This window comes from Lactobacillus sp. ESL0701 (assembly GCF_029433445.1).
In the GTDB taxonomy this organism is placed as follows: domain Bacteria; phylum Bacillota; class Bacilli; order Lactobacillales; family Lactobacillaceae; genus Lactobacillus.
The window spans coordinates 143934-164821 of the sequence record NZ_JAQTIC010000003.1; the positions used below are offsets into that span (position 1 = coordinate 143934).

At 41.6% G+C, this 20888-nt stretch carries 17 protein-coding genes; all 17 read left to right on the top strand.

What is annotated here, in order from left to right:
• Positions 1-35 precede the first annotated feature (35 nt).
• The 17 genes from PT281_RS03640 (at position 36) to whiA (ending at position 20846) form a co-directional block, all read left to right on the top strand.
• Complete coding sequence (locus PT281_RS03640; protein WP_277152135.1) at positions 36-1319, top strand: helicase-related protein; 1284 nt, start codon at positions 36-38, stop codon at positions 1317-1319.
• Positions 1316-2014, top strand: a complete 699-nt coding sequence (locus tag PT281_RS03645; RefSeq protein ID WP_277152137.1) for a ComF family protein — start codon at positions 1316-1318, stop codon at positions 2012-2014. The genes PT281_RS03640 and PT281_RS03645 overlap by 4 nt, the downstream gene beginning before the upstream one ends.
• Before the next feature lie 84 nt (positions 2015-2098).
• On the top strand, positions 2099-2647 hold the full coding sequence (gene raiA / locus PT281_RS03650) for a ribosome-associated translation inhibitor RaiA (RefSeq protein WP_277152139.1): 549 nt from the start codon (positions 2099-2101) through the stop codon (positions 2645-2647).
• 131 nt (positions 2648-2778) lie between these two features.
• The gene (gene secA, locus PT281_RS03655) at positions 2779-5178 is read left to right on the top strand and encodes a preprotein translocase subunit SecA (protein WP_277152141.1); all 2400 of its coding nucleotides are present in this window, start codon (positions 2779-2781) and stop codon (positions 5176-5178) included.
• A 69-nt stretch (positions 5179-5247) separates the two neighbouring features.
• Positions 5248-6364, top strand: a protein-coding gene (gene prfB, locus PT281_RS03660) for a peptide chain release factor 2 (RefSeq protein ID WP_277152143.1) whose coding sequence is annotated in 2 segments (ribosomal slippage) — positions 5248-5319 and positions 5321-6364 — 1116 coding nt in all. Because the reading frame shifts where the segments join, the coding sequence is not laid out codon by codon here.
• Between the two features lie 8 nt (positions 6365-6372).
• Positions 6373-6621 (top strand): hypothetical protein, encoded by a 249-nt coding sequence (locus PT281_RS03665; protein WP_277152144.1) that lies wholly within the window; start codon positions 6373-6375, stop codon positions 6619-6621.
• Positions 6622-6639: 18 nt separating this feature from the next.
• A complete protein-coding gene (gene hprK / locus PT281_RS03670; protein ID WP_277152146.1) occupies positions 6640-7602 on the top strand; it encodes an HPr(Ser) kinase/phosphatase in 963 nt (320 codons plus the stop codon).
• A complete protein-coding gene (gene lgt / locus PT281_RS03675; protein WP_277152149.1) occupies positions 7599-8435 on the top strand; it encodes a prolipoprotein diacylglyceryl transferase in 837 nt (278 codons plus the stop codon). Before hprK ends, lgt begins: the two co-directional genes overlap by 4 nt.
• Positions 8436-8466: 31 nt before the next feature.
• Positions 8467-9486 carry an NAD(P)H-dependent glycerol-3-phosphate dehydrogenase gene (locus tag PT281_RS03680; RefSeq protein ID WP_277152150.1) on the top strand — a complete coding sequence of 340 codons (1020 nt, stop codon included), beginning with the start codon at positions 8467-8469 and terminating at the stop codon, positions 9484-9486.
• 57 nt (positions 9487-9543) lie between these two features.
• The gene (trxB, locus tag PT281_RS03685) at positions 9544-10470 is read left to right on the top strand and encodes a thioredoxin-disulfide reductase (RefSeq protein WP_277152152.1); all 927 of its coding nucleotides are present in this window, start codon (positions 9544-9546) and stop codon (positions 10468-10470) included.
• Positions 10471-10582: 112 nt separating this feature from the next.
• The gene (locus PT281_RS03690; protein WP_277152256.1) at positions 10583-12307 is read left to right on the top strand and encodes a phospho-sugar mutase; all 1725 of its coding nucleotides are present in this window, start codon (positions 10583-10585) and stop codon (positions 12305-12307) included.
• Between the two features lie 96 nt (positions 12308-12403).
• Complete coding sequence (gene uvrB, locus PT281_RS03695) at positions 12404-14446, top strand: excinuclease ABC subunit UvrB (RefSeq protein ID WP_277152154.1); 2043 nt, start codon at positions 12404-12406, stop codon at positions 14444-14446.
• Positions 14436-17288: an excinuclease ABC subunit UvrA gene (uvrA, locus tag PT281_RS03700; protein ID WP_277152156.1), complete on the top strand. Its 2853-nt coding sequence runs from the start codon at positions 14436-14438 to the stop codon at positions 17286-17288. The genes uvrB and uvrA overlap by 11 nt, the downstream gene beginning before the upstream one ends.
• A gap of 51 nt (positions 17289-17339) precedes the next feature.
• Positions 17340-17882 carry a DUF308 domain-containing protein gene (locus PT281_RS03705; RefSeq protein WP_277152157.1) on the top strand — a complete coding sequence of 181 codons (543 nt, stop codon included), beginning with the start codon at positions 17340-17342 and terminating at the stop codon, positions 17880-17882.
• Between the two features lie 103 nt (positions 17883-17985).
• Positions 17986-18864: an RNase adapter RapZ gene (rapZ, locus tag PT281_RS03710; RefSeq protein ID WP_277152159.1), complete on the top strand. Its 879-nt coding sequence runs from the start codon at positions 17986-17988 to the stop codon at positions 18862-18864.
• A gap of 9 nt (positions 18865-18873) precedes the next feature.
• Positions 18874-19911, top strand: a complete 1038-nt coding sequence (gene yvcK, locus PT281_RS03715) for a uridine diphosphate-N-acetylglucosamine-binding protein YvcK (protein WP_277152161.1) — start codon at positions 18874-18876, stop codon at positions 19909-19911.
• Positions 19911-20846: a DNA-binding protein WhiA gene (gene whiA / locus PT281_RS03720; RefSeq protein ID WP_277152163.1), complete on the top strand. Its 936-nt coding sequence runs from the start codon at positions 19911-19913 to the stop codon at positions 20844-20846. Before yvcK ends, whiA begins: the two co-directional genes overlap by 1 nt.
• Positions 20847-20888: the final 42 nt, after the last annotated feature.

The window sequence follows — 20888 nt, forward strand, 5'->3', positions numbered from 1 at the left end:
CTTCTTTTTGCGTAGTTATTAATGGAGGCAGTGGAATGGAAGACTTAACGCGCCTCGCAGGTCGCCAATGGGTTGGCGGTCAAGAGGATTTTAGCACAAATATGGCACTGACGAAAATCGCCGCAATTACTAATGGTCAGTGTAATCGTTGCGGCGCAAAGGTGAAAGCGCAATTGCCCAACGGTAAAAAATACTGCCGTTCATGTTTAAATATTGGGCGAATAGTTGAAGGCGATTATTTGTGGCGCAACCAGATGAAAGTAAATTTTCCGATTTCTAAAACTGGCGGCTTAACTTGGGTTGGCAAGTTGACTAGTCTGCAGGCACAAATTTCACAGCAGTTAGTTAATAATTTTAATCAGCATCAAAATACCTTAGTTCACGCTGTAACAGGTGCAGGTAAAACAGAAATGCTATTTGCGCTGCTGGCGGAAAGTTTGAAGTTAGGGCAGCGAGTTTGTATTGCTACACCGCGGATTGATGTGATAAATGAGCTGTATCCGCGAGTACGGGCAGCATTTGCTCAAGTTGAAATTGGTGTGTATCATGGCCGCAAGTATCAGGAACCAGGATTAGAGCAGTTGACAATTTGTACGACGCACCAATTACTAAAGTTTTATCGCGCCTTTGATCTATTAGTGATTGATGAAGTTGATTCTTTTCCTTATGCTGGTAACGACCAGCTTCATTTTGGCGCACAAAATGCGGTAAAGGAAAGCGGCGTGCGGGTTTATTTGACCGCAACACCGACCGCTGATTTATTGACACAAGTAAAAGCAGGGCAGCTGCAAATTTTGAAATTAAACCAGCGTTTTCACGGTGGTAAACTTCCAGTCCCAAAAGAAAAATTATTTTTGCGCCAGTTTTTAAATCGGGGTAAGCTACATCCTAAATTGTTGGCGGCGATTTTGACGGCAATTGAAGAAGGACGTCCTTTGCTATTATTTGTTCCCAGAGTTGAGCAAATTCCCGTGTATTTAGCGGCACTTAGGCGGGAAATGGAATTAGCTGATATTGCGATGGCAGGGGTTTATGCTGCTGATAAAAAGCGACTAGAGAAAGTAGAGCAATTTCGTAAACAGCAACTACAAGTTTTGGTAACCACAACAATTTTAGAGCGCGGGGTAACATTTAAACATGTTTGGGTGATTGTTCTTGCCGCTGATGACCAAATTTACACTCCAGCTAGTCTTGTTCAAATAGCTGGTCGTGTTGGTCGAGCCCAAGATGATACTGATGGCTTAGTGCTATTTTGCTATCACAAATATACGGCAAATTTGCGCAGTGCCGTGAAGCAAATTAAGGAAATGAATCGATGAACAGCTGCTTATTATGCGGGCAACAATTTGCCCCAGCTATTTCTTTACGGCAGGTCTTTTCATGGCAAAAAGTGCACGTGCAACGTATTTGTCCGCGGTGTCGTGCCAAATTTCAATCTTTACCAGACCGTAAGTGTCCAGTTTGTGCTGGTGAATTAGCCCCCAATGGTGTATGTCTGAATTGCCGTACTTGGCGCAAAATTTATGGCTCTAAATTACTGCATCACTATGCTGTTTTGCGTTATAACGATGCTGCTCATGACTTGATGGTTAATTATAAGCGTTATGGCGATTACGTCTTGCGGGCTGTACTTCAGGAATTGTGCGATCAAGAATTAAAGCAAGTTAAAGCAGATTATTACGTTCCGATTCCGACTTCTGTCGCACATCTTGAAAAGCGCCAATTTGATACAATTAGTGCAATCTATGACGAGATAGTTCCATTAACACCAATTTTGCTTAAAAGCGGTGATTATGGTGCCCAAGGGTCGAAAAATCGGACAGAGCGGTTAAAAAGTGGACAAACTTTTGGTGTCAATCATGATTTAGCGCTTGATTTTAATCAACTTAATCAACGTAAGATTTTACTTTTGGATGATATTTATACTACTGGGCGAACTTTGTATCATGCCCGGGATGCACTCTCAGCTGTATTTCCGGCAGCTAGGATTGAAAGTTTTTCAATTTACCGGTAGGTTATTCCTTGTTTAGCGCTTTCAAGTTTTGTTATAATATAAATAACAAAAGGCTGCTAAGCAGCTCGAAAGGAGAATCTCATTATGTTAAAGTATAATGTTCGTGGTGAAAATATCGAGGTAACTGACGCTTTAAGAAGTTATGTTGAGAAGCGCCTAAAAAAATTAGAAAAATATTTTGAATTAAATCAAGACATGGTTGCTCATGTTAATCTAAAAGTTTATCGCGATCATACAGCTAAAGTTGAAGTTACTATTCCACTGCCATACTTAGTATTGAGAGCTGAAGATACAACTGATGATATGTATCGAAGTATCGACTTTGTTTCTGAAAAATTAGAACGGCAAATTAGAAAATACAAGACACGGGTAAACCGTAAGAGTCGTGAAAAGGGAGTTAATGATTTTTTTGTAGAAACTCCAGAAGAAGAACAGAAAGAAAAAGTAGATAGTGAGTTTGATATTGTCCGTAATAAGCAAATTGGCTTAAAACCAATGAGTCCTGAAGAAGCAATTTTGCAAATGAACATGCTGGAACATGATTTCTTTGTCTTTCAAGATGCTGAAACTAACGGTGCCAGTGTTGTTTACCGCAGAAATGATGGTCGATACGGTTTAATTGAAACTAAATAAAAATAATAATTTGTTGGCAGGGGCCCCACATTTAATGTGAGGTCTTTGTTTTGTTTATTTTTCATTTTGCGTTAATCATGGTAAAATTATCATGTGTTTTTATACTTAAGTACAATTTAAGGATCGATTTAATGGTAAACATTTTAAAGAAACTATATAACAATGATAAACGAGAACTAAAAAAGTTCGAAAAGATAGCAAGTCAAGTTGAAAGTCATGCTGATGAATACGGCAAACTTTCTGATGAGCAATTAAAGGCTAAGACACCAGAATTTCAAGAACGGCTGAAGAAGGGTGAAGACCTAGATGCAATTTTGCCAGAAGCTTTTGCGGTTGCCAGAGAAGGTGCTAAGAGAGTCTTAGGCTTATATCCGTTCCACGTTCAAATTTTGGGTGGGATTGCCTTACACTTTGGTAATATTGCTGAAATGATGACTGGTGAAGGTAAGACTTTGACAGCCACCATGCCAGTTTATCTGAATGCTTTGACTGGTAAGGGCGTTCATGTGGTTACGGTTAACGAATACTTGTCAAGCCGTGACGAAGAAGAAATGGGTCAACTGTACAAGTGGCTTGGTCTGACAGTAGGATTGAATCTGAACTCAATGGCCCCAGATGAAAAGCGGGCTGCTTATAATTGTGATGTTACTTATTCAACTAACTCTGAACTCGGTTTTGATTACTTGCGCGACAACATGGTTGTTTACAAGGAACAAATGGTTCAAAGACCGCTTAATTACGCGATTATTGATGAGGTCGATTCAATTTTAATTGATGAGGCCAGAACGCCACTGATTATTTCCGGTGAGGCTGAACAAGCTAATGGTGACTATATTCGCGCTGATAGGTTTGTTAAGAAGCTTCAAGAAGATAAAAGTGATGACGATGTTGATGATGACAAAGATTACGGCGATTACAAGATTGATTGGCCGACTAAGACAATTTCACTGACACGGACAGGAATTGAAAAGGCTTGTGAGCATTTCGGGTTAAAGAACCTGTATGATGTCGAAAACCAAAAACTGGTTCACCACCTTGATCAAGCGTTAAGAGCTAACTATATCATGCTCAAGGATATTGACTATGTTGTTCAAGATGGCGAAGTTTTGATCGTTGACTCATTTACTGGTCGGGTAATGCAGGGTCGGCGTTATTCTGATGGCCTGCATCAAGCAATTGAAGCCAAGGAAGGCGTGAAGATTCAAGAAGAATCAAAGACGCAGGCAACGATTACTTACCAGAACTTTTTCAGAATGTACAAAAAGCTGTCAGGAATGACTGGTACTGCTAAGACCGAAGAAGAAGAATTTCGTGAAATCTACAACATGCAGGTAATCACGATTCCAACCAACCGACCAATTGCCAGAATTGATAAGTCTGATATTTTGTATCCGACTTTAGATTCAAAGTTCAGCGCCGTTGTTACTGATATTCAGCAACGTCATGAAAAGGGTCAGCCTGTTTTAGTTGGTACGGTGGCTGTCGAAAGTTCAGAACGATTGAGTAACCTTCTTAATCGTGCTGGTATCCCGCATGCGGTGTTAAATGCGAAGAACCATGCTAAGGAAGCCCAAATTATCATGAATGCCGGTCAACGTGGTGCCGTGACAATTGCGACGAACATGGCTGGTCGTGGTACTGATATTAAGTTAGGGCCTGGTGTAAAAGAATTAGGTGGTCTTGCAGTTATCGGAACTGAGCGGCATGAATCACGAAGAATTGATAACCAGCTTCGTGGTCGTTCGGGTCGTCAAGGTGACCCAGGCATGACGAGATTTTATCTATCACTTGAAGATGACTTGATGAAGCGCTTTGGTGGTGACCGAGTTAAGGACTTCTTGGATCGCTTATCAGATAATGATGATGATAAGGTAATCGAAAGCCGCCTGATTACACGGCAAGTTGAGTCTGCGCAAAAGCGGGTTGAAGGTAATAATTATGATACTCGTAAGCAAACACTGCAATATGATGACGTCATGCGGATTCAGCGTGAAATTATTTACGGTGAACGGATGCAGGTAATTGGTGAAGAAAAGTCCCTGAAGGATGTTTTGGTGCCAATGATTCAGCGGACAATTAGCAGTCAGGTTGATATGTTCACGCAAGGCGATCGCAAGAAGTGGCGGCTGGATTCATTACGTGACTTTATTGTTTCTAGCATCACCAGTGAAGAAGTCGCTGATAAGTTTGACTTTAAGACTATTACCGTGCCGGAATTAAAGCAAAAGCTCTATGATATTGTTGAAGCTAACTTTGAAGAAAAAGAACGTGCTTTAGCTGATCCATCAGAAATGCTTGAATTTGAAAAGGTTGTTATTCTGCGAGTTGTTGATGATCGTTGGACTGACCACATTGATGCGATGGATCAATTGCGGCAATCAATTAGTCTGCGTGGGTATGGTCAACTTAACCCGTTAGTTGAATATCAAGATTCAGGGTACAACATGTTTGAAGAAATGATTTCAAATATTGAATTTGACGTAACTCGGTTGTTCTTGAAAGCTGAAATCAGACAAAATCTTAGCCGGTAATAACGGGTTTAAGGGAAAGCAAGGGTGCTTTCTCTTTTTTGCTGGTAAACAAAAGAAAAGGACTAGATAATGGAAATTAGCGAAATTCAAAGTGCGCTAGACGAATTAAAAAAGCGGCTAGATCACTTTAGGGGGTCTCTTTGACCTTGAATCAATTGATGAAAGTATTGCCGTAAATGAAGGTAAGATGCAGGAGCCGGGTTTTTGGGATAATCAAGAAAAGGCCCAACAGTTAATCGCTGACAATAATTTACTCAAGGAAAAGCGTGATTCCTTTGTTCATTTACAAGAAAATTATCAAAATGAAACAACTGCTTTGGAATTATTGCGGCTTGAGCCCGATCAGGATTTGCAAGAAGAAGTGGAAACTGACTTAGTTAAACTGCAGGATGAATTTCATGATTATGAAATGGATCTGCTCTTATCGGGCAAATATGATAATCACAATGCTTTATTAGAAATTCATCCGGGTGCTGGTGGTACGGAAGCAATGGATTGGGCGGCAATGCTGCTCAGAATGTATCAACGGTATGCCGATTCACGCGATTTTAAATTTGAAATCAATAATTATGAACCAGGTGAAGAAGCTGGTGTCAAAAGTGTCAGTGTTCGAGTAACAGGAAAGAACGCGTATGGCTTATTGAAGTCTGAAAATGGTGTTCATCGTTTAGTACGGATTTCGCCATTTGACTCTGCTAAGCGCCGCCACACTTCGTTTGCTTCAGTTGAGGTTATTCCTGAAATTGATGATAGTATTAAAATCGACATTAATCCTAAAGATTTACGAATTGATGTTTACCGTTCAAGTGGTGCTGGTGGTCAGCATATCAATAAAACCTCTAGTGCTGTTCGGATTACGCACCTGCCAACGGGCTTTGTGACGACTTCACAAGCACAGCGCTCGCAGCTGCAAAACCGTGAAACCGCGATGAACGAACTACGTGCCAAGCTCTTTCACCTAGAAGAAGAAAAAAAGCGTCAGCACAAACAAGAGCTCAAGGGTGACCAAAAAGAAATTGGTTGGGGCTCACAAATCCGCTCCTATGTTTTTCATCCTTATAATTTAGTTAAGGATTTGCGTACTAGCTATGAAACTGCGGATACTAGTGGTGTAATGGATGGAAAGCTGCAGCCATTTGTCTACGCATATTTGCAGTGGCTGCTTAGTCAAGACAATCCAGAATAGGTGAAAAAATGAGTTTTTGGGGAATAGTTGGTTTAGTATTAGGTGCAGCAATCATCTTGATTTTGCTATTTGGATTCTTTCATATTTTATTTATGCTCCTGCCGGCGATTATTGTGATTGCGCTGATTATTTGGCTGATTAATCATTTTTCTAAAAAAGATGACAAGAGCAGCAATAATTGGACAGACAGGCATAATAGTGATCAGCCTAAGCGAAAAAAAGCGCGTAATGTTAAGACCAAGGATGTTGATCAGTAAAATATCGAGGCAGTTAAAATGGTAAATGCTGTTAAATTAGAAAAGTTAATTCGGGATAATAAGATTATTCATGTTGCTCATGGTAAGCAGTATGTTGCAAATACAGAAATTACTGTGTCGGATATTTACCGACCAGGATTAGAGTTAACAGGTTATTTTGACTTCTATCCTAAGCAACGGATTCAGCTCTTAGGGCGAACAGAGATTTCTTATTCAGCAAGGCTGGATCATGAGAGTCTTGTGCGGGTTTTTACTAAAATGTGTACGCCGCAAACGCCCTGCTTTTTCATTTCCCGGTCGCTGCGGATTCCGCAGGAGCTGGTTGAAGCTGCAGACAAGGCACAGATTCCCATTTTGACATCGCCAGAGTCAACGACGTATGTCTCAAGCATTTTGACTGAATATTTGCGTGAGCGACTAGCTATTCGTGATACAATCCATGGCGTGTTAGTTGAAGTTAAGGGCTTAGGTGTCTTATTGACTGGCGATTCCGGTGTTGGTAAGTCGGAAACTGCCTTAGGCTTAATTCATCGCGGACACCGACTGATTGCTGATGACCGAGTTGACGTTTACCAAAGAGACGTTGAAACTGTAATGGGTGAGGCGCCAAAAATTTTGAAGCATTTAATGGAAATTCGCGGCATCGGGATTATTGACGTGATGGATCTGTTTGGTGTCGGTGCCGTGAAACGGCGCTCCAGCATTAGCTTGGTAATTAAATTAGTCAATTGGGACAACAACGAGAACTATGACCGTCTTGGCTTTGAGGAGAGCAAGCGCGAGATTTGTAATGTGGAAATCCCTCAAATTACCATTCCAGTTAAAGTTGGTCGGAACATGGAAGATATTATTGAAATCGCGACCATGAACTTCCGTGCCAAAAAATGGGGTCATGATGCCACGCAAACTTTTGATAATAATTTAACAGCCCTAATTGCCGAAAATTCCCAAAAGAATATGGCAGGAGATAAAGATAAATGACATTAACAATTAATCCAGTTGCCCTTCAATTGGGTGGGATTAGTATTAAGTGGTACGGCGTTATCATGGCGGTTGCAATTGTGCTTGCAGCTTCAATGGCGATAATTGAAGGTAAGCGTCGACAAATTGCAAGCGATGACTTTATTGATCTGCTGTTATGGGGCGTGCCGCTAGGGTATGTTGGTGCCCGCATTTACTATGTGATTTTTGAATGGGGCTATTATTCGCAACACCCAGATCAGATTATTGCCATTTGGAACGGCGGGATTGCGATCTATGGCGGTTTAATTGCAGGGGCAATTGTCCTGTTGATTTTTTGTCATAAGCGAAATTTACCACCGTTTTTGATGCTTGATGTAATTACCCCAGGGGTACTTGCTGCTCAAATTTTGGGTCGGTGGGGGAACTTCATGAACCAAGAAGCTCATGGCGGCCCAACAACTTTGGCCTTTTTACAAAGCCTCCATTTGCCGCAATTTATTATTTCGCAAATGAAAATTAATGGCGTGTATTACCAGCCGACTTTTTTGTATGAATCATTTTTCAACTTAGTTGGTCTGGTAATCCTTTTAAGCCTGCGTCATCGCAAGCATCTCTTTAAACAGGGTGAAGTTTTTATGTTTTATCTTGGTTGGTATGCAATTGTCCGCTTTTTTGTTGAGGGACTGCGCACTGATAGCTTGTATTTGGCAGGCGGGATTCGCGTTTCGCAATTATTAAGCTTAGTGCTATTTTTAGTGGTAGTGGCATTGTTTATTTATCGCCGAGTAAAAGTTAAGCCCAAATGGTATCTTGACGGCAGTGGTCTGAAGTACCCGTATTCACGAGATTAAAAGTTATTATTAAAGAAAGTTAGGAATAAAAATGACAAAAGTTGCAGTTTTAGGAGCAGGTTCATGGGGAACCGTTTTGGGTTCAATGCTTGCTGATAAAGGAAATGAAGTTGTTCTATTTGGCAATAATGAACAGGTCATCCGCGAAATTAATGAGCAGCACACTAACTTGCATTACATGAAGAATTGGCAAGTTAATGAAACAGCTACGGCAACTAGTGATCTTGAAGCAGCTTTGGCTGGCGCTGAAGTTGTTTTGTTTGTTTTGCCAACTAGTGCAATTCGCAGTGTTGCCAAAAATGTGCACCAAGTTTTGGCGGCAACTGGCAATAAACCGTTATTAGTTACTGCAACTAAGGGAATTGAACCAGGTACCAAAAAATTAATTTCAGAAATTTTAACTGAAGAAATTTATCCAAATGATACCGATAAAATAGTTGCGATTTCTGGTCCTAGTCATGCTGAAAGTGTTGCGCAGAAGGACTTAACAGCAATCTCTTGTGCTTCGACTAGTATGGAAAATGCCCAAAAAGTGCAAAAGATGATGTCTAATGATTATGTCCGTTTTTACACTAATGATGATCTAGTCGGTGTTGAAGTCGCGGGTGCCGTTAAGAACGTCATCGCCATTGCCGCTGGGATTTTAGTCGGTAAGCATTACGGTGATGATGCCAAAGCTGCTTTGATGACAAGAGGTTTAGCAGAAATCACGCGACTTGGAGTTAATTATTTTGGCGCTAAACCGTTAACTTTTAGTGGGTTGGCTGGTATTGGCGACTTGATTGTTACTTGTACTTCTGTTAATTCTCGTAATTGGCGCTGTGGTAAGCAAATTGGCGAGGGTAAGAGTCTAGACTACATTCTTGAAAATATGGGACAAGTAGTTGAAGGAGCAACGACGGTTAAGGCAGTCCACGAATTATGTGCGGAAAAGCAAATTGATATGCCAATTAGTGAGGCAATTTACCGGGTTTTATATGAAAATACCAATGTGGATGATGAAATTACCAAGATGATGGGTCGAAGTCCAAAGCAGGAAATTAGACTTTAAGCGGTTTCCATTGTATAATTTACTTACTAAAAATAAGAAACTACTTGAGGTGAAATCATGGCAAAGAATTATGATGTAATTATTATTGGTGCTGGTCCCGGCGGCATGACTGCTGCGCTCTATGCTTCACGTGCCAATTTATCAGTGTTGCTACTTGATCGCGGACTTTATGGCGGTCAAATGAACAATACTGACGCGATTGATAACTATCCTGGCTTCAGTGACGTTAAGGGTCCTGAATTAGGTGAAAAAATGTATAATTCAATTATGCGTTTTGGTACTGAATTTGAATATGGTGACGTGCAGTCAGTTGAACTTGATGGTAATACCAAGGTTGTTAAAACTGATGCTGGCGAATATACCACTCAAGCTTTAATCATTGCAACTGGTGCTGATCACCGCCATTTAGGTGTTCCGGGTGAAGAAGAATATTCGGGTAAAGGTGTTTCTTATTGTGCTGTTTGTGATGCTGCATTCTTTAAAGATGAGGATATTGCAGTCATTGGTGGGGGCGACTCCGCGATTGAAGAAGGGATTTACCTTGCTCAATCTGCAAAATCGGTAACAGTTATTCACCGCCGCGACCAATTGCGGGCACAAGCTACTTTACAAAAACGTGCTTTTGCCAATGATAAGATGCATTTTATTTGGAATGCTGATACTGAATCAATCGTTGGTGACGGTCAGAAGGTCACTGGTGTAACTTATAAGGATAAGGAAACTGGTGAACAAAAGGAGCTAGCTACTCGCGGCGTATTTATTTATGTTGGAATGCTGCCGCAAACTGCAGCGTTTAAAGACTTAGGTGTTTTAGATGACAAGGGTTGGATTCCAACTGATGAGCATATGCGGACCAAGGTTCCTGGAGTGTTTGCTTTAGGTGATGTTCGGGCAAAGGACCTGCGCCAGATTGCTAATGCAGTTGGTGAAGGTAGCGTAGCCGGACAGGAAGCATATAACTACTTACAAAATTTAAATGATTAATCTTAAGAATTCATCGGAAGATGAATTCTTTTTATTTACTAATGACAATAAATGCTAAAATAGATTAGATAAAAACGAATTTATTGTGTGGGAATTGAGGTACATGACGGTAATGAATGCAGAGCAGACTTTTAAGGATTGGCAACAAGTTCAGAATATGCCGGATTATTTAAAACAGCAGCTGACAGTTTTAGGTCAGGATTCGAAATGGGTTGAAGATGCTTTTGGTCAAGAGATTAATTTTGGTACCGCGGGGATGCGGGGAAGACTTGAGCCAGGTACCAACCGAATAAATTTGTTTACAATTGAGCGGGTTACTGAGGGCTTGGCGCGGTTAATTGATGAAAATGGTTTTGAAGCGCAAAAACGCGGCGTAGCTATTTCATTTGATTCCCGGTATCATTCCCGGGAGTTTGCGGAAATTGCTGCGCGCGTTTTAGGGGCACACGGCATTCACGTTTACTTGTTTGATGACTTGCGGCCGACACCGGAACTTTCATTTGCTGTACGTTATTTGCATACTTTTGCTGGAATTAACATCACGGCTTCCCATAATGCCAAACAATATAACGGCTACAAGGTTTATGGCGCTGATGGTGCTCAGATGGGACCAGAGAATGCGGCGCGAGTATTTGCTCATGCACAGCAAGTTAACGATATGTTTGCAATTAAGGCAGCACCAGTAGCACAATTACGGGCACAAGGCTTGTTGCAATTAATTGGTGAAGACCTTGATGAAGCATATCTGGCAGAATTAAAAACCGTTAATGTTAATCCGCAAATGATTAAGGAAAATGCTTCTAAGTTAACAATTATTTATTCACCGCTGCACGGCACGGGGAAAATGATTTACGACCGAGCATTTCGTCAGGGCGGGTTTACCAATATTATTCCCGTTCCCAGTCAGTCGATTATTGATCCAGAGTTCCCAACTACTAAGAAGCCTAATCCAGAATATCGGGATGTGTTTGATCCCGGTGTGGTTTTAGCCAACCAAAAGCAGGCAGATTTGATTATTGCGACTGATCCTGATGCCGACCGGATGGGGGCATGTGTGCGTGATGAAAATGGTGCTTTTCAGGTTCTGACAGGTAACCAAATTGCCACCTTGATGGCGTATTATTTGCTGGTTAATTTGAAAAACAGCGGCAAGTTGACTAGTGATTATGAATTGATTACCTCAATTGTTTCCAGTCAAATGCCGTTGAAGATTGCTCGTGACTTTGGCATTAAAACAAAATCAGTTTTGACTGGTTTTAAGTTTATTGGTGAAGAAGTCGACCGGATGAACAAAGAACATGACGGGCAATTCCTGATGGGCTTTGAAGAGAGCTATGGCTATCTGTTTAAGCCATTTGCTCGTGATAAGGATGCCATGCAGGGCGCGTTGATGTTTGCGGAAGTTGCATCATATTATGCTTCGCGCGGGATGACTGTTTTAGATGGCTTAAAAGAAATTTGGCAAAAATATGGTACGTCTTATGAAATTACGCGTGCAATTGAAATGCCGGGAATTGGCGGTCAGAAGAAGATGGCATTGCTGATGAGCAAATTGCGTGACGAACACCTAACTGCGATTAATGGGGTGCCAGTAATTAAAACGCAGGACTTTTTATTGCAGGAAGAAACGGTTAATGGGCAAACGCAGGTTATGACGGACTTGCCGAAGTCAAATGTTCTAAAATACTTCTTGGCCGATGAAACTTGGCTTGCTTTAAGACCATCCGGTACTGAACCAGTCATTAAAGCCTATGTTGGGGTGAACAAACCGGATATTACGACCGCTGAAAGTGCTGCAGAGGATTATCAGACGGCTTTAGCAGAACTGTTAAAATAAGTTAAATAACGTGCGAAAATATGTTCGCAGTAGTAAAATAGAATACATTAATAAAAGTTGGGCTTTTTGTCCAACTTTTTTACGAGGAGTCTTTTTATGATTAAGCGACAAGAAAAGCGTAAATTTGAACTTGTATCTAAATTTCAGCCTGCTGGTGACCAAGAACAGGCGATCCAACAGCTAACTAAAGGCTTTAATGCTGGCAATAAAGAACAAATTCTTGAAGGAGCAACTGGTACGGGGAAGACCTTTACCATGGCTAACATTATTGCTAATTTAAATAAACCGACTTTAGTTATTTCTCACAATAAAACATTAGTGGGTCAGCTTTATGGCGAATTTAAAGAATTTTTCCCGCATAATGCCGTTGACTACTTCGTGTCCTATTATGATTATTACCAGCCTGAAGCCTACGTGCCGCAATCTGACACTTATATTGAAAAGGATTCAGCGATTAATGACGAGATTGATCAGTTGCGCCACCAAGCTACTAGTGACTTGATGGAACGCAATGATGTGATTGTTGTCGCCTCGGTTTCTTGTATTTATGGATTGGGTGACCCGCATGAGTATGCGGCAAGTGTGATTACCGTGCATGAGGGTGAAGAATACGACCGCAATACTTTACTGCGTGACTTAGTCAATATTCAGTATGACCGCAATGATATTGACTTTCAGCGTGGGCGTTTTCGTGTACGCGGCGATAGTGTGGAGGTTTTTCCAGCGGGGAATTCCAACCATGCTTATCGAATTGAATTTTTCGGTGATGAAATTGATCGGATTGTGGAAGTTGATTCGCTAACCGGCGAGGTAATTGGTGAGCGTGAGAGTATTTCACTGTTTCCCGCTACCCACTTTATGACTAATGATGAGCAGATGCGACGGGCATTGAAATTAATTTCTCAAGAAATGAAATTACAGATCAAGGAATTTGAAGGTGAAGGCAAATTACTGGAGGCTGAACGGATTAAGCAGCGTACGACCTATGACATGGAAATGATGGGTGAAGTTGGTTACACTAACGGCATTGAAAACTATTCGCGTCACATGGAAGGACGCAAGGAAGGTGAGCCACCATATACGCTGCTTGATTTCTTCCCCGATGATTTTTTAATTCTGATTGATGAGTCACACGCCACAATGCCGGAAATTCGCGCAATGTACAATGGTGACCGTAATCGGAAAAAGACGCTGATTGACTATGGCTTTCGTCTGCCATCAGCCTTAGATAACCGACCGTTAAAATTGCAGGAATTCGAAAAGCACGTTAATCAAATTTTATATGTATCAGCTACTCCTGGTGATTATGAATTGGCACGCACCGATCATCAGGTTGAGCAAATTATCAGACCGACAGGTCTGCTTGATCCGAAGATTGAAGTCCGACCAATTGAGGGCCAGATTGATGATTTAGTAGCAGAAATTAACAAGCGGATAGATCAGAATGAACGAGTTTTTGTGACCACGTTAACCAAAAAGATGGCGGAAGACTTAACTGATTACCTTAAAGACCTGGGAATTAAAGTTCAGTACCTGCATTCGGATGTTAAAACGCTGGAACGAATGCAGATTTTGCGGGATTTACGCTTAGGCAAATATGATGTGTTGATTGGTATTAACCTCTTGCGGGAGGGAATTGATGTGCCGGAAGTTTCTTTGGTAGCAATTCTGGATGCGGACAAGGAAGGCTTTTTGCGGGCATACCGACCGCTAGTGCAGACGATGGGGCGAGCTTCACGTAATCAAAATGGTGAGGTGATCATGTATGCGGATTCGATTACTGATTCAATGCGAGAAGCAATCGAAGCGACGCAGCGCAGACGTAAGTTGCAGATTGCCTTTAACGAAGAACACGGGATAACACCAACAACAATTGTCAAACCAATTCGGGATGTAATTTCGGCAACTAAAACGGCTGATGATGTACCTGACAATGATAGTTTTGCGGACCTTAACTTTGATGAGTTGACTGCTAAGCAGAAGAAGACGATGATTTCTGATTTGCGTGAGCAGATGCAGGATGCCGCTAAGAAATTGGACTTTGAAGGGGCAGCTACCTTGCGGGATGCAATTATGGAATTAGAAAATTCAACGAGAAAACCGATTAAGAAAAAGGGACAAACACTAAATGGCAAATGATAAAATCGTTATTCGGGGCGCGCGTGAGCACAACCTCAAGGATATTAATTTAACAATTCCAAAAGACGAAATGGTGGTCATTACTGGCCTATCAGGTTCCGGTAAGAGCTCATTAGCCTTTGATACTCTCTATGCCGAGGGGCGCAGACGTTATGTGCAGTCATTGTCCAGTTATGCCCGGCAATTTTTGGGACAAATGGATAAACCTGATGTTGATTCGATTGATGGGCTAAATCCAGCGATTTCGATTGATCAAAAAACGACGTCGCATAATCCGCGCTCAACTGTCGGAACAGTTACGGAAATTAATGATTACTTGCGCTTATTGTGGGCGCGTGTTGGTCACCCAATCTGCCCTAATGATGGGACGTTGATTGAGCGCCAATCGGCACAGCAGATGGTTGACCGTATTTTGGCATTACCTGAGCGGACTAAAATTCAATTATTGGCACCAGTTATCAGGGCAAAACGTGGTGAACATAAGGAAGTGTTCAAGCGTGTTCAACGAGCTGGTTATGTGCGGGTGATTGTTGATGGTGAGATGCACGAAATTAGCGAGGACTTCAAGTTAGCTAAGAATAAGCGCCACACGATTGATATTGTGGTCGACCGGCTAATTGTCAAAGAGGGCATTCGCTCACGATTGTTTGACTCTGTTGAGGCAGCTCTTAGGCTGTCAGACGGCTACATGAATGTTGATGTCATTGGGGCTGAGATGTTAAACTTTTCGGAATATTACGCTTGTCCCAAGTGCGGTTTTACGGTTGGCGAAATGGAGCCGCGGCTCTTTTCCTTTAATGCACCGTTTGGTGCCTGTCCTGATTGTGATGGCTTAGGCGTGAAGCTGTCAGTTGATGAGGATTTGGTTATTCCCGATAAAAGTAAAACCTTGGTCGAAGGTGCGGTTGCACCATGGAAAAATTCCAAATATTACGGTGAAATGCTGGCGCAAGCCTGTGAAGTATTAAAAATCCCGCTAGACAAGCCATTTGCTAAATTAACTAAAAAGCAGCAAGCAACGATTTTACATGGTTCAACGAAAGAAATTAAGTTTCACGTTACTGGTGACTTTGGTGTTAACGATACTACCGCACCATTTGAAGGCGCAATGGAGAATGTTGAGCGGCGCTACAAACACCCGATGTCCAAATTTATGCGTGATGTGATGGGCAAATACATGACCGAACTAACCTGTTCGACCTGTCATGGTAAGCGGCTTAATGAAAAGGCACTTGCTGTTAAAGTAATGGGCAAGGATATTGCTGAGGCTTCGGAACTAGCAATTAATAAGGCCTTAGACTTTTTTAACGGGGTTAAGCTGGATGAGCAAGAAGCCATAATTGCCAAACCAATTTTAAAAGAAGTCCGTGATCGGCTGAATTTCTTAAATAGTGTTGGCTTAGATTATTTAACTTTATCGCGATCGGCTAATACGTTATCCGGTGGGGAAGCACAGCGAATTCGGTTGGCAACCCAGATTGGCTCAAACTTATCGGGTGTTATGTATGTCCTAGATGAACCGTCAATTGGCTTGCACCAGCGTGATAATGACCGTTTAATTGCCGCCTTAAAACGGATGCGGGACTTAGGCAATTCATTAATTGTGGTTGAGCACGACGATGAAACAATGCGGCAGGCTGATTATCTAATTGACATGGGACCTGGAGCTGGTACTTATGGCGGCGAGGTAATGGCTGCTGGTACGCCAAAAGAGGTTGAGGCTAACCCTAAATCACTGACGGGTCAATATTTAGCTGGTAAAAAGTTTGTTCCAGTTCCGTTAAAGCGGCGTAAGGGCAATGGTAAAAAAATCACGGTTACGGGAGCTAGCGAAAATAATCTTAAAAATATCAAGGTTGATTTTCCGTTGGGCAAGTTCATCGTGGTTAGCGGCGTGTCAGGTTCGGGTAAATCTACTCTGATCAATATGATTTTGAAACGGGTACTGGCACAAAAATTAAATCGTAATCAAACAAAACCGGGCAAGTACAAGAGTATTAGCGGCTATCAGAATATTGAAAAAGTGATTGATATTGACCAAAGTCCAATTGGACGCACGCCGCGCAGTAACCCAGCAACTTATACCAGTGTCTTTGACGATATTCGGACATTGTTTGCCCAAACAAATGAGGCAAAATTGCGTGGTTATACTAAGGCGCGCTTCTCGTTTAATGTTAAAGGTGGTCGCTGCGAAGCTTGTCATGGTGATGGAATTATTAAGATTGAAATGAACTTTTTGCCGGATGTTTATGTTCCGTGTGAAGTTTGTCATGGCAGTCGTTATAATTCGGAAACTTTAGAAGTTACTTACCGCAAGAAGAATATTGCCCAAGTATTAGATATGACGATTAGTGAAGCCTGTGACTTTTTTAAGAATATTCCTAAGATTGCCCGCAAATTGCAAACAATTGTTGATGTGGGCTTAGGCTATGTTAAATTGGGTCAGTCGGCGACAACCCTGTCGGGTGGTGAAGCCCAAAGAATGAAGCTAGCAGCTGAATTACAGAAATTGTCGACAGGCAAGAACTTCTATATTCTTGATGAACCGACAACGGGTCTGCATACGGATGATATTAAAAGACTGCTTGAAGTGTTACAACGGTTAGTTGATGAGGGCAACACGGTTTTGATTATTGAGCACAATCTTGATGTAATTAAAAATGCCGATTGGCTGATTGATCTTGGACCTGAAGGCGGCGAAGGCGGCGGCAATATTGTTGCCACGGGAACTCCTGAACAGGTTGCTGAAGTTAAAGCTAGTTATACTGGGCAATATCTCAAGCCGGTTTTGGTTCGCGACACAGAATTGACAAAATTAGCGGCTAAAAAGAAAGCTAAATAACATTTAATTATTTATTTAGAAGTGTACAATAAAGCACAAGGAGGACTGAAAATGGATAATTTTTCTAGTTACAGAGAACATCGCGGCTTTGATTGGGCTGCATTTCTTGCAGGTGTTTTAATGATTATAGCGGGGTTATTCCTGCTGCGTCATCCGGACAGGGCATTGCATGCCTTTGTTTTATTGTTTGCCATTTTGTCGATTGTCCAAGGATTTGTGTGGCTGGCTTTTTATAGTCATTTTCATTATTATATTTCCATTAGCTGGATGTCGATTGTTTCAGGGGTATTAGATATCTTAGTCGGTATTTTATTCCTATATTCGTATGATGCTGGTGGGTTGACGCTTGCTTACTTGTTCGCAATTTGGTTTTTATTTGATTCCATTTCGGGCATTATTGTTTCGTGGCACATGCGCCGCCTCTCGAGCTTTTATTTCTGGTTTACTCTAATTTTAAATATTTTTGGTTTACTAATCGCGGTAAGTCTAATGTTTAACCCAGCTTTATCAGCGCTAACTTTAATTTGGCTGATTTCATTGTGGTTGCTTATTTTTGGAATTAACGAAATTGTAGCCGCATTTGCCCGTAGATAATTAATAATGATTAAAAAAGGTCCGTTAAGGGCTTTTTTTATTACTAAAAAGGGTTACGGAACACCCGGTATGTTATAATTTAGATGATAGGAGGCTGGCAAAAATGGCTGACAAGAAAAAGCAATTATTAATTGTCACGGGGATGAGTGGGGCTGGTAAAACAGTAACAGCACATGCCTTAGAGGATATGGGCTATTTTGTGGTCGATAATTTGCCGCCAACACTTCTGGGGAGTTTTTGGGATTTGATTGTGAGTTCCGATGATTTCACAAAAGTTGCGGTTGTGATTGATTTGCGGGTGAAAAATTTTTACCGGGACCTACTTGATGAGGTTAATTCGCTGGAAGATAACGGTACCGTGCAGACGACGATTGTCTTTTTGGATGCATCAAACGATACCTTGGTGGCACGGTATAAGGAAACGCGCCGCCTGCCGCCACTTGCCAGCAGCGGTCGACTGCTTGACGGAATTGAGGAAGAGAGACAGATTTTGACAGGCATCCGCAATCGGGCCAATTACATTATTGATACTTCTGAATTAACAACTAAGCAATTAAAGCAAAAGCTGCTTGAAGAATTTAGCGATCGACAAAAGCAGCCGTTTTCAATTGAGGTGATGTCATTTGGCTTTAAGTACGGAATGCCAATTGATGCCGATATTGTGATGGATGTGCGTTTCTTGCCGAATCCATTTTATTTGCCGGAATTGCGACCGTTTACTGGTTTGGACAAGCGGGTGTTTGATTACGTGATGGAGAAGAAGGAAACACAAACCTTTTATGCGAAATTGCTTGATCTATTAAAAATTGCCTTGCCTGGTTATATCAAAGAGGGTAAGGAAAAACTGACAATTGCAATTGGCTGTACGGGTGGACAACATCGCAGTGTGGCAATTGCTCAGCAGTTAGCTCGTGATTTAGCTAAAAATGATTATCAAGTAGATATTACACATCGTGAAATCAGCCGCTACACTAGAAAATAGGTGAATTGAATGGCGTATGGAGAAGGAAAGATTATTCGGGTAATTAAAAACAGACGTCCCAAGGTCGTCGTTATCGGCGGCGGAACTGGCTTGCCCGTTATTTTAAACGCGTTAAAAGACCAGAATGCGGAAATTACGGCAATTGTGACCGTTTCAGATGATGGTGGGTCATCCGGCTCAATTCGTAACTTTATTAACGTTGTGCCACCTGGTGATATTCGTAATGTATTAGTGGCCTTAAGTGATATTCCGCAAGAGGAGAAGAATATTTTTCAATATCGGTTTGATTCATCAGATTCGTTCTTTTCCGGACACGCAATTGGCAATTTGATTATTGCGGCTTTAAATGAAATGCACGGTAATATTTTTGATGCCGTGCAGTCTTTATCCAAAATGATGCACGTTGACGGGCATGTCTTTCCAGCATCTAATGAACCATTGACTTTAAATGCGGAATTTGTTGATGGGACAACGCAAGCTGGCGAAAAAGAAATTACGGATAAGGATAAGCAGATTAAGCGCATTTGGGTGACAGATACTAATTCAGATGATGAACCAGAAGCCGTGCTGCCGGTTGTAGCTGCGGTGATGCAGGCTGATGCGGTAGTACTGGGTCCCGGCAGCTTGTTTACTTCGATTTTACCTAACTTAATGATTCCAAATCTTGGTCAAGCGGTACGTGAAACCAGCGCGGAAGTAATTTATATTTGTAATATCATGACCCAACTGGGAGAGACTGACCATTTCTCTGATAGCGAGCACGTTGCGGTAATTAATAACCATCTTGGTGGTCATTATGTTGATACAACGTTAGTTAATGGTGCCAAAATTGATATGAGTAAGTTTAATCCGGCAGATTATGATGCTTATTTGGAACCGGTTAGAAATGATTTTGCTGGACTAAGGGCTCAGGGCAGCCGCGTGATTACTGATGATTTTATTGATCAGCGCAGTGGGTTAGTTTTTCATGATGGTAAAAAGGTGGCGCGTGAGATTATCAGTTTGGCGTATGAAGCGATGTCCCGCAGAAAGAGGACCAATAAGTAATGGCGAGTTATGCTAGTAATGTTAAAAAGGAACTGACAGCCTTACCAATTCATCCAGAACATGCTAAGGCGGAGCTGGCGGCATTCTTGCGGATGAACGGGGTGCTGAACTTTCACGATCACCAATTTAGTTTGGATATTACAACGGAAAATCCGGCGATTGCGCGACGGATTTTTTCCTTGATTAAGACTGCTTATCGAGTTGAGCCGCTGCTCATTGTGTCGCGTAAAATGAAATTGAAGAAGAACAACCAATACCTTGTTCGCCTGCAAAATCATGTGCGCGACATTTTGACTAATTTAGAGATTTTATCGCCAGAATCTGGCTTAATCACGCGTATTCCCAAGCGGATTATTACCTCTAAGGAAGGGGCAATGTCTTATTTGCGCGGCGCTTTTTTGGCTAGCGGCAGTGTTAATAATCCGGAAACCAGCCGCTATCATTTGGAGATTTACTCAGCCTATGAGGATCATAACGATGATTTGTTGGAATTAATGAACCATTATTTTTTCCTAAATGCTAAAACAACTAAGCGGCGGCGTGGATTTATTGTTTATTTAAAAGAAGCAGAAAAAATCGGCGATTTTCTTCATATTGTTGGCGCTTTGAACGCGATGCTCGCTTTTGAAGATTTACGGATTATGCGGGACATGCGTAATTCAGTTAATCGGTTGGTCAATTGTGATACGGCCAATTTGAAAAAAACAGCAACGGCAGCGGCTAAACAGGTTGATGATATCGAATTAATTAAACAAAAAAAGGGTTTGGATTCTTTACCGGAAAAGTTGCGGGACCTAGCGCAACTGCGCTTAACTAATCCGGAGCTATCGCTAAAAGAATTGGCAGAGCAAGTACCCGATGGTCCGATTTCTAAGTCTGGTGTTAATCATCGACTTAAAAAATTACATGAGTTAGCAGAAAAATTAAGACAATAAAAAAGAGCTCATTTTAAATGAACTCTTTTTTGGTAGTAACTA

What these genes read in the sequence shown, in the direction of transcription:
- hprK (WP_277152146.1), top strand. Translation starts at nt 6,640, where the DNA reads ATGGTAAATGCTGTTAAATTAGAAAAGTTAATTCGGGATAATAAGATT.
- trxB (WP_277152152.1), top strand. Translation starts at nt 9,544, where the DNA reads ATGGCAAAGAATTATGATGTAATTATTATTGGTGCTGGTCCCGGCGGC.
- PT281_RS03645 (WP_277152137.1), top strand. Translation starts at nt 1,316, where the DNA reads ATGAACAGCTGCTTATTATGCGGGCAACAATTTGCCCCAGCTATTTCT.
- PT281_RS03665 (WP_277152144.1), top strand. Translation starts at nt 6,373, where the DNA reads ATGAGTTTTTGGGGAATAGTTGGTTTAGTATTAGGTGCAGCAATCATC.
- secA (WP_277152141.1), top strand. Translation starts at nt 2,779, where the DNA reads ATGGTAAACATTTTAAAGAAACTATATAACAATGATAAACGAGAACTA.
- whiA (WP_277152163.1), top strand. Translation starts at nt 19,911, where the DNA reads ATGGCGAGTTATGCTAGTAATGTTAAAAAGGAACTGACAGCCTTACCA.
- uvrB (WP_277152154.1), top strand. Translation starts at nt 12,404, where the DNA reads ATGATTAAGCGACAAGAAAAGCGTAAATTTGAACTTGTATCTAAATTT.
- PT281_RS03680 (WP_277152150.1), top strand. Translation starts at nt 8,467, where the DNA reads ATGACAAAAGTTGCAGTTTTAGGAGCAGGTTCATGGGGAACCGTTTTG.
- PT281_RS03690 (WP_277152256.1), top strand. Translation starts at nt 10,583, where the DNA reads ATGAATGCAGAGCAGACTTTTAAGGATTGGCAACAAGTTCAGAATATG.
- PT281_RS03640 (WP_277152135.1), top strand. Translation starts at nt 36, where the DNA reads ATGGAAGACTTAACGCGCCTCGCAGGTCGCCAATGGGTTGGCGGTCAA.
- PT281_RS03705 (WP_277152157.1), top strand. Translation starts at nt 17,340, where the DNA reads ATGGATAATTTTTCTAGTTACAGAGAACATCGCGGCTTTGATTGGGCT.
- rapZ (WP_277152159.1), top strand. Translation starts at nt 17,986, where the DNA reads ATGGCTGACAAGAAAAAGCAATTATTAATTGTCACGGGGATGAGTGGG.
- raiA (WP_277152139.1), top strand. Translation starts at nt 2,099, where the DNA reads ATGTTAAAGTATAATGTTCGTGGTGAAAATATCGAGGTAACTGACGCT.
- uvrA (WP_277152156.1), top strand. Translation starts at nt 14,436, where the DNA reads ATGGCAAATGATAAAATCGTTATTCGGGGCGCGCGTGAGCACAACCTC.
- lgt (WP_277152149.1), top strand. Translation starts at nt 7,599, where the DNA reads ATGACATTAACAATTAATCCAGTTGCCCTTCAATTGGGTGGGATTAGT.
- yvcK (WP_277152161.1), top strand. Translation starts at nt 18,874, where the DNA reads ATGGCGTATGGAGAAGGAAAGATTATTCGGGTAATTAAAAACAGACGT.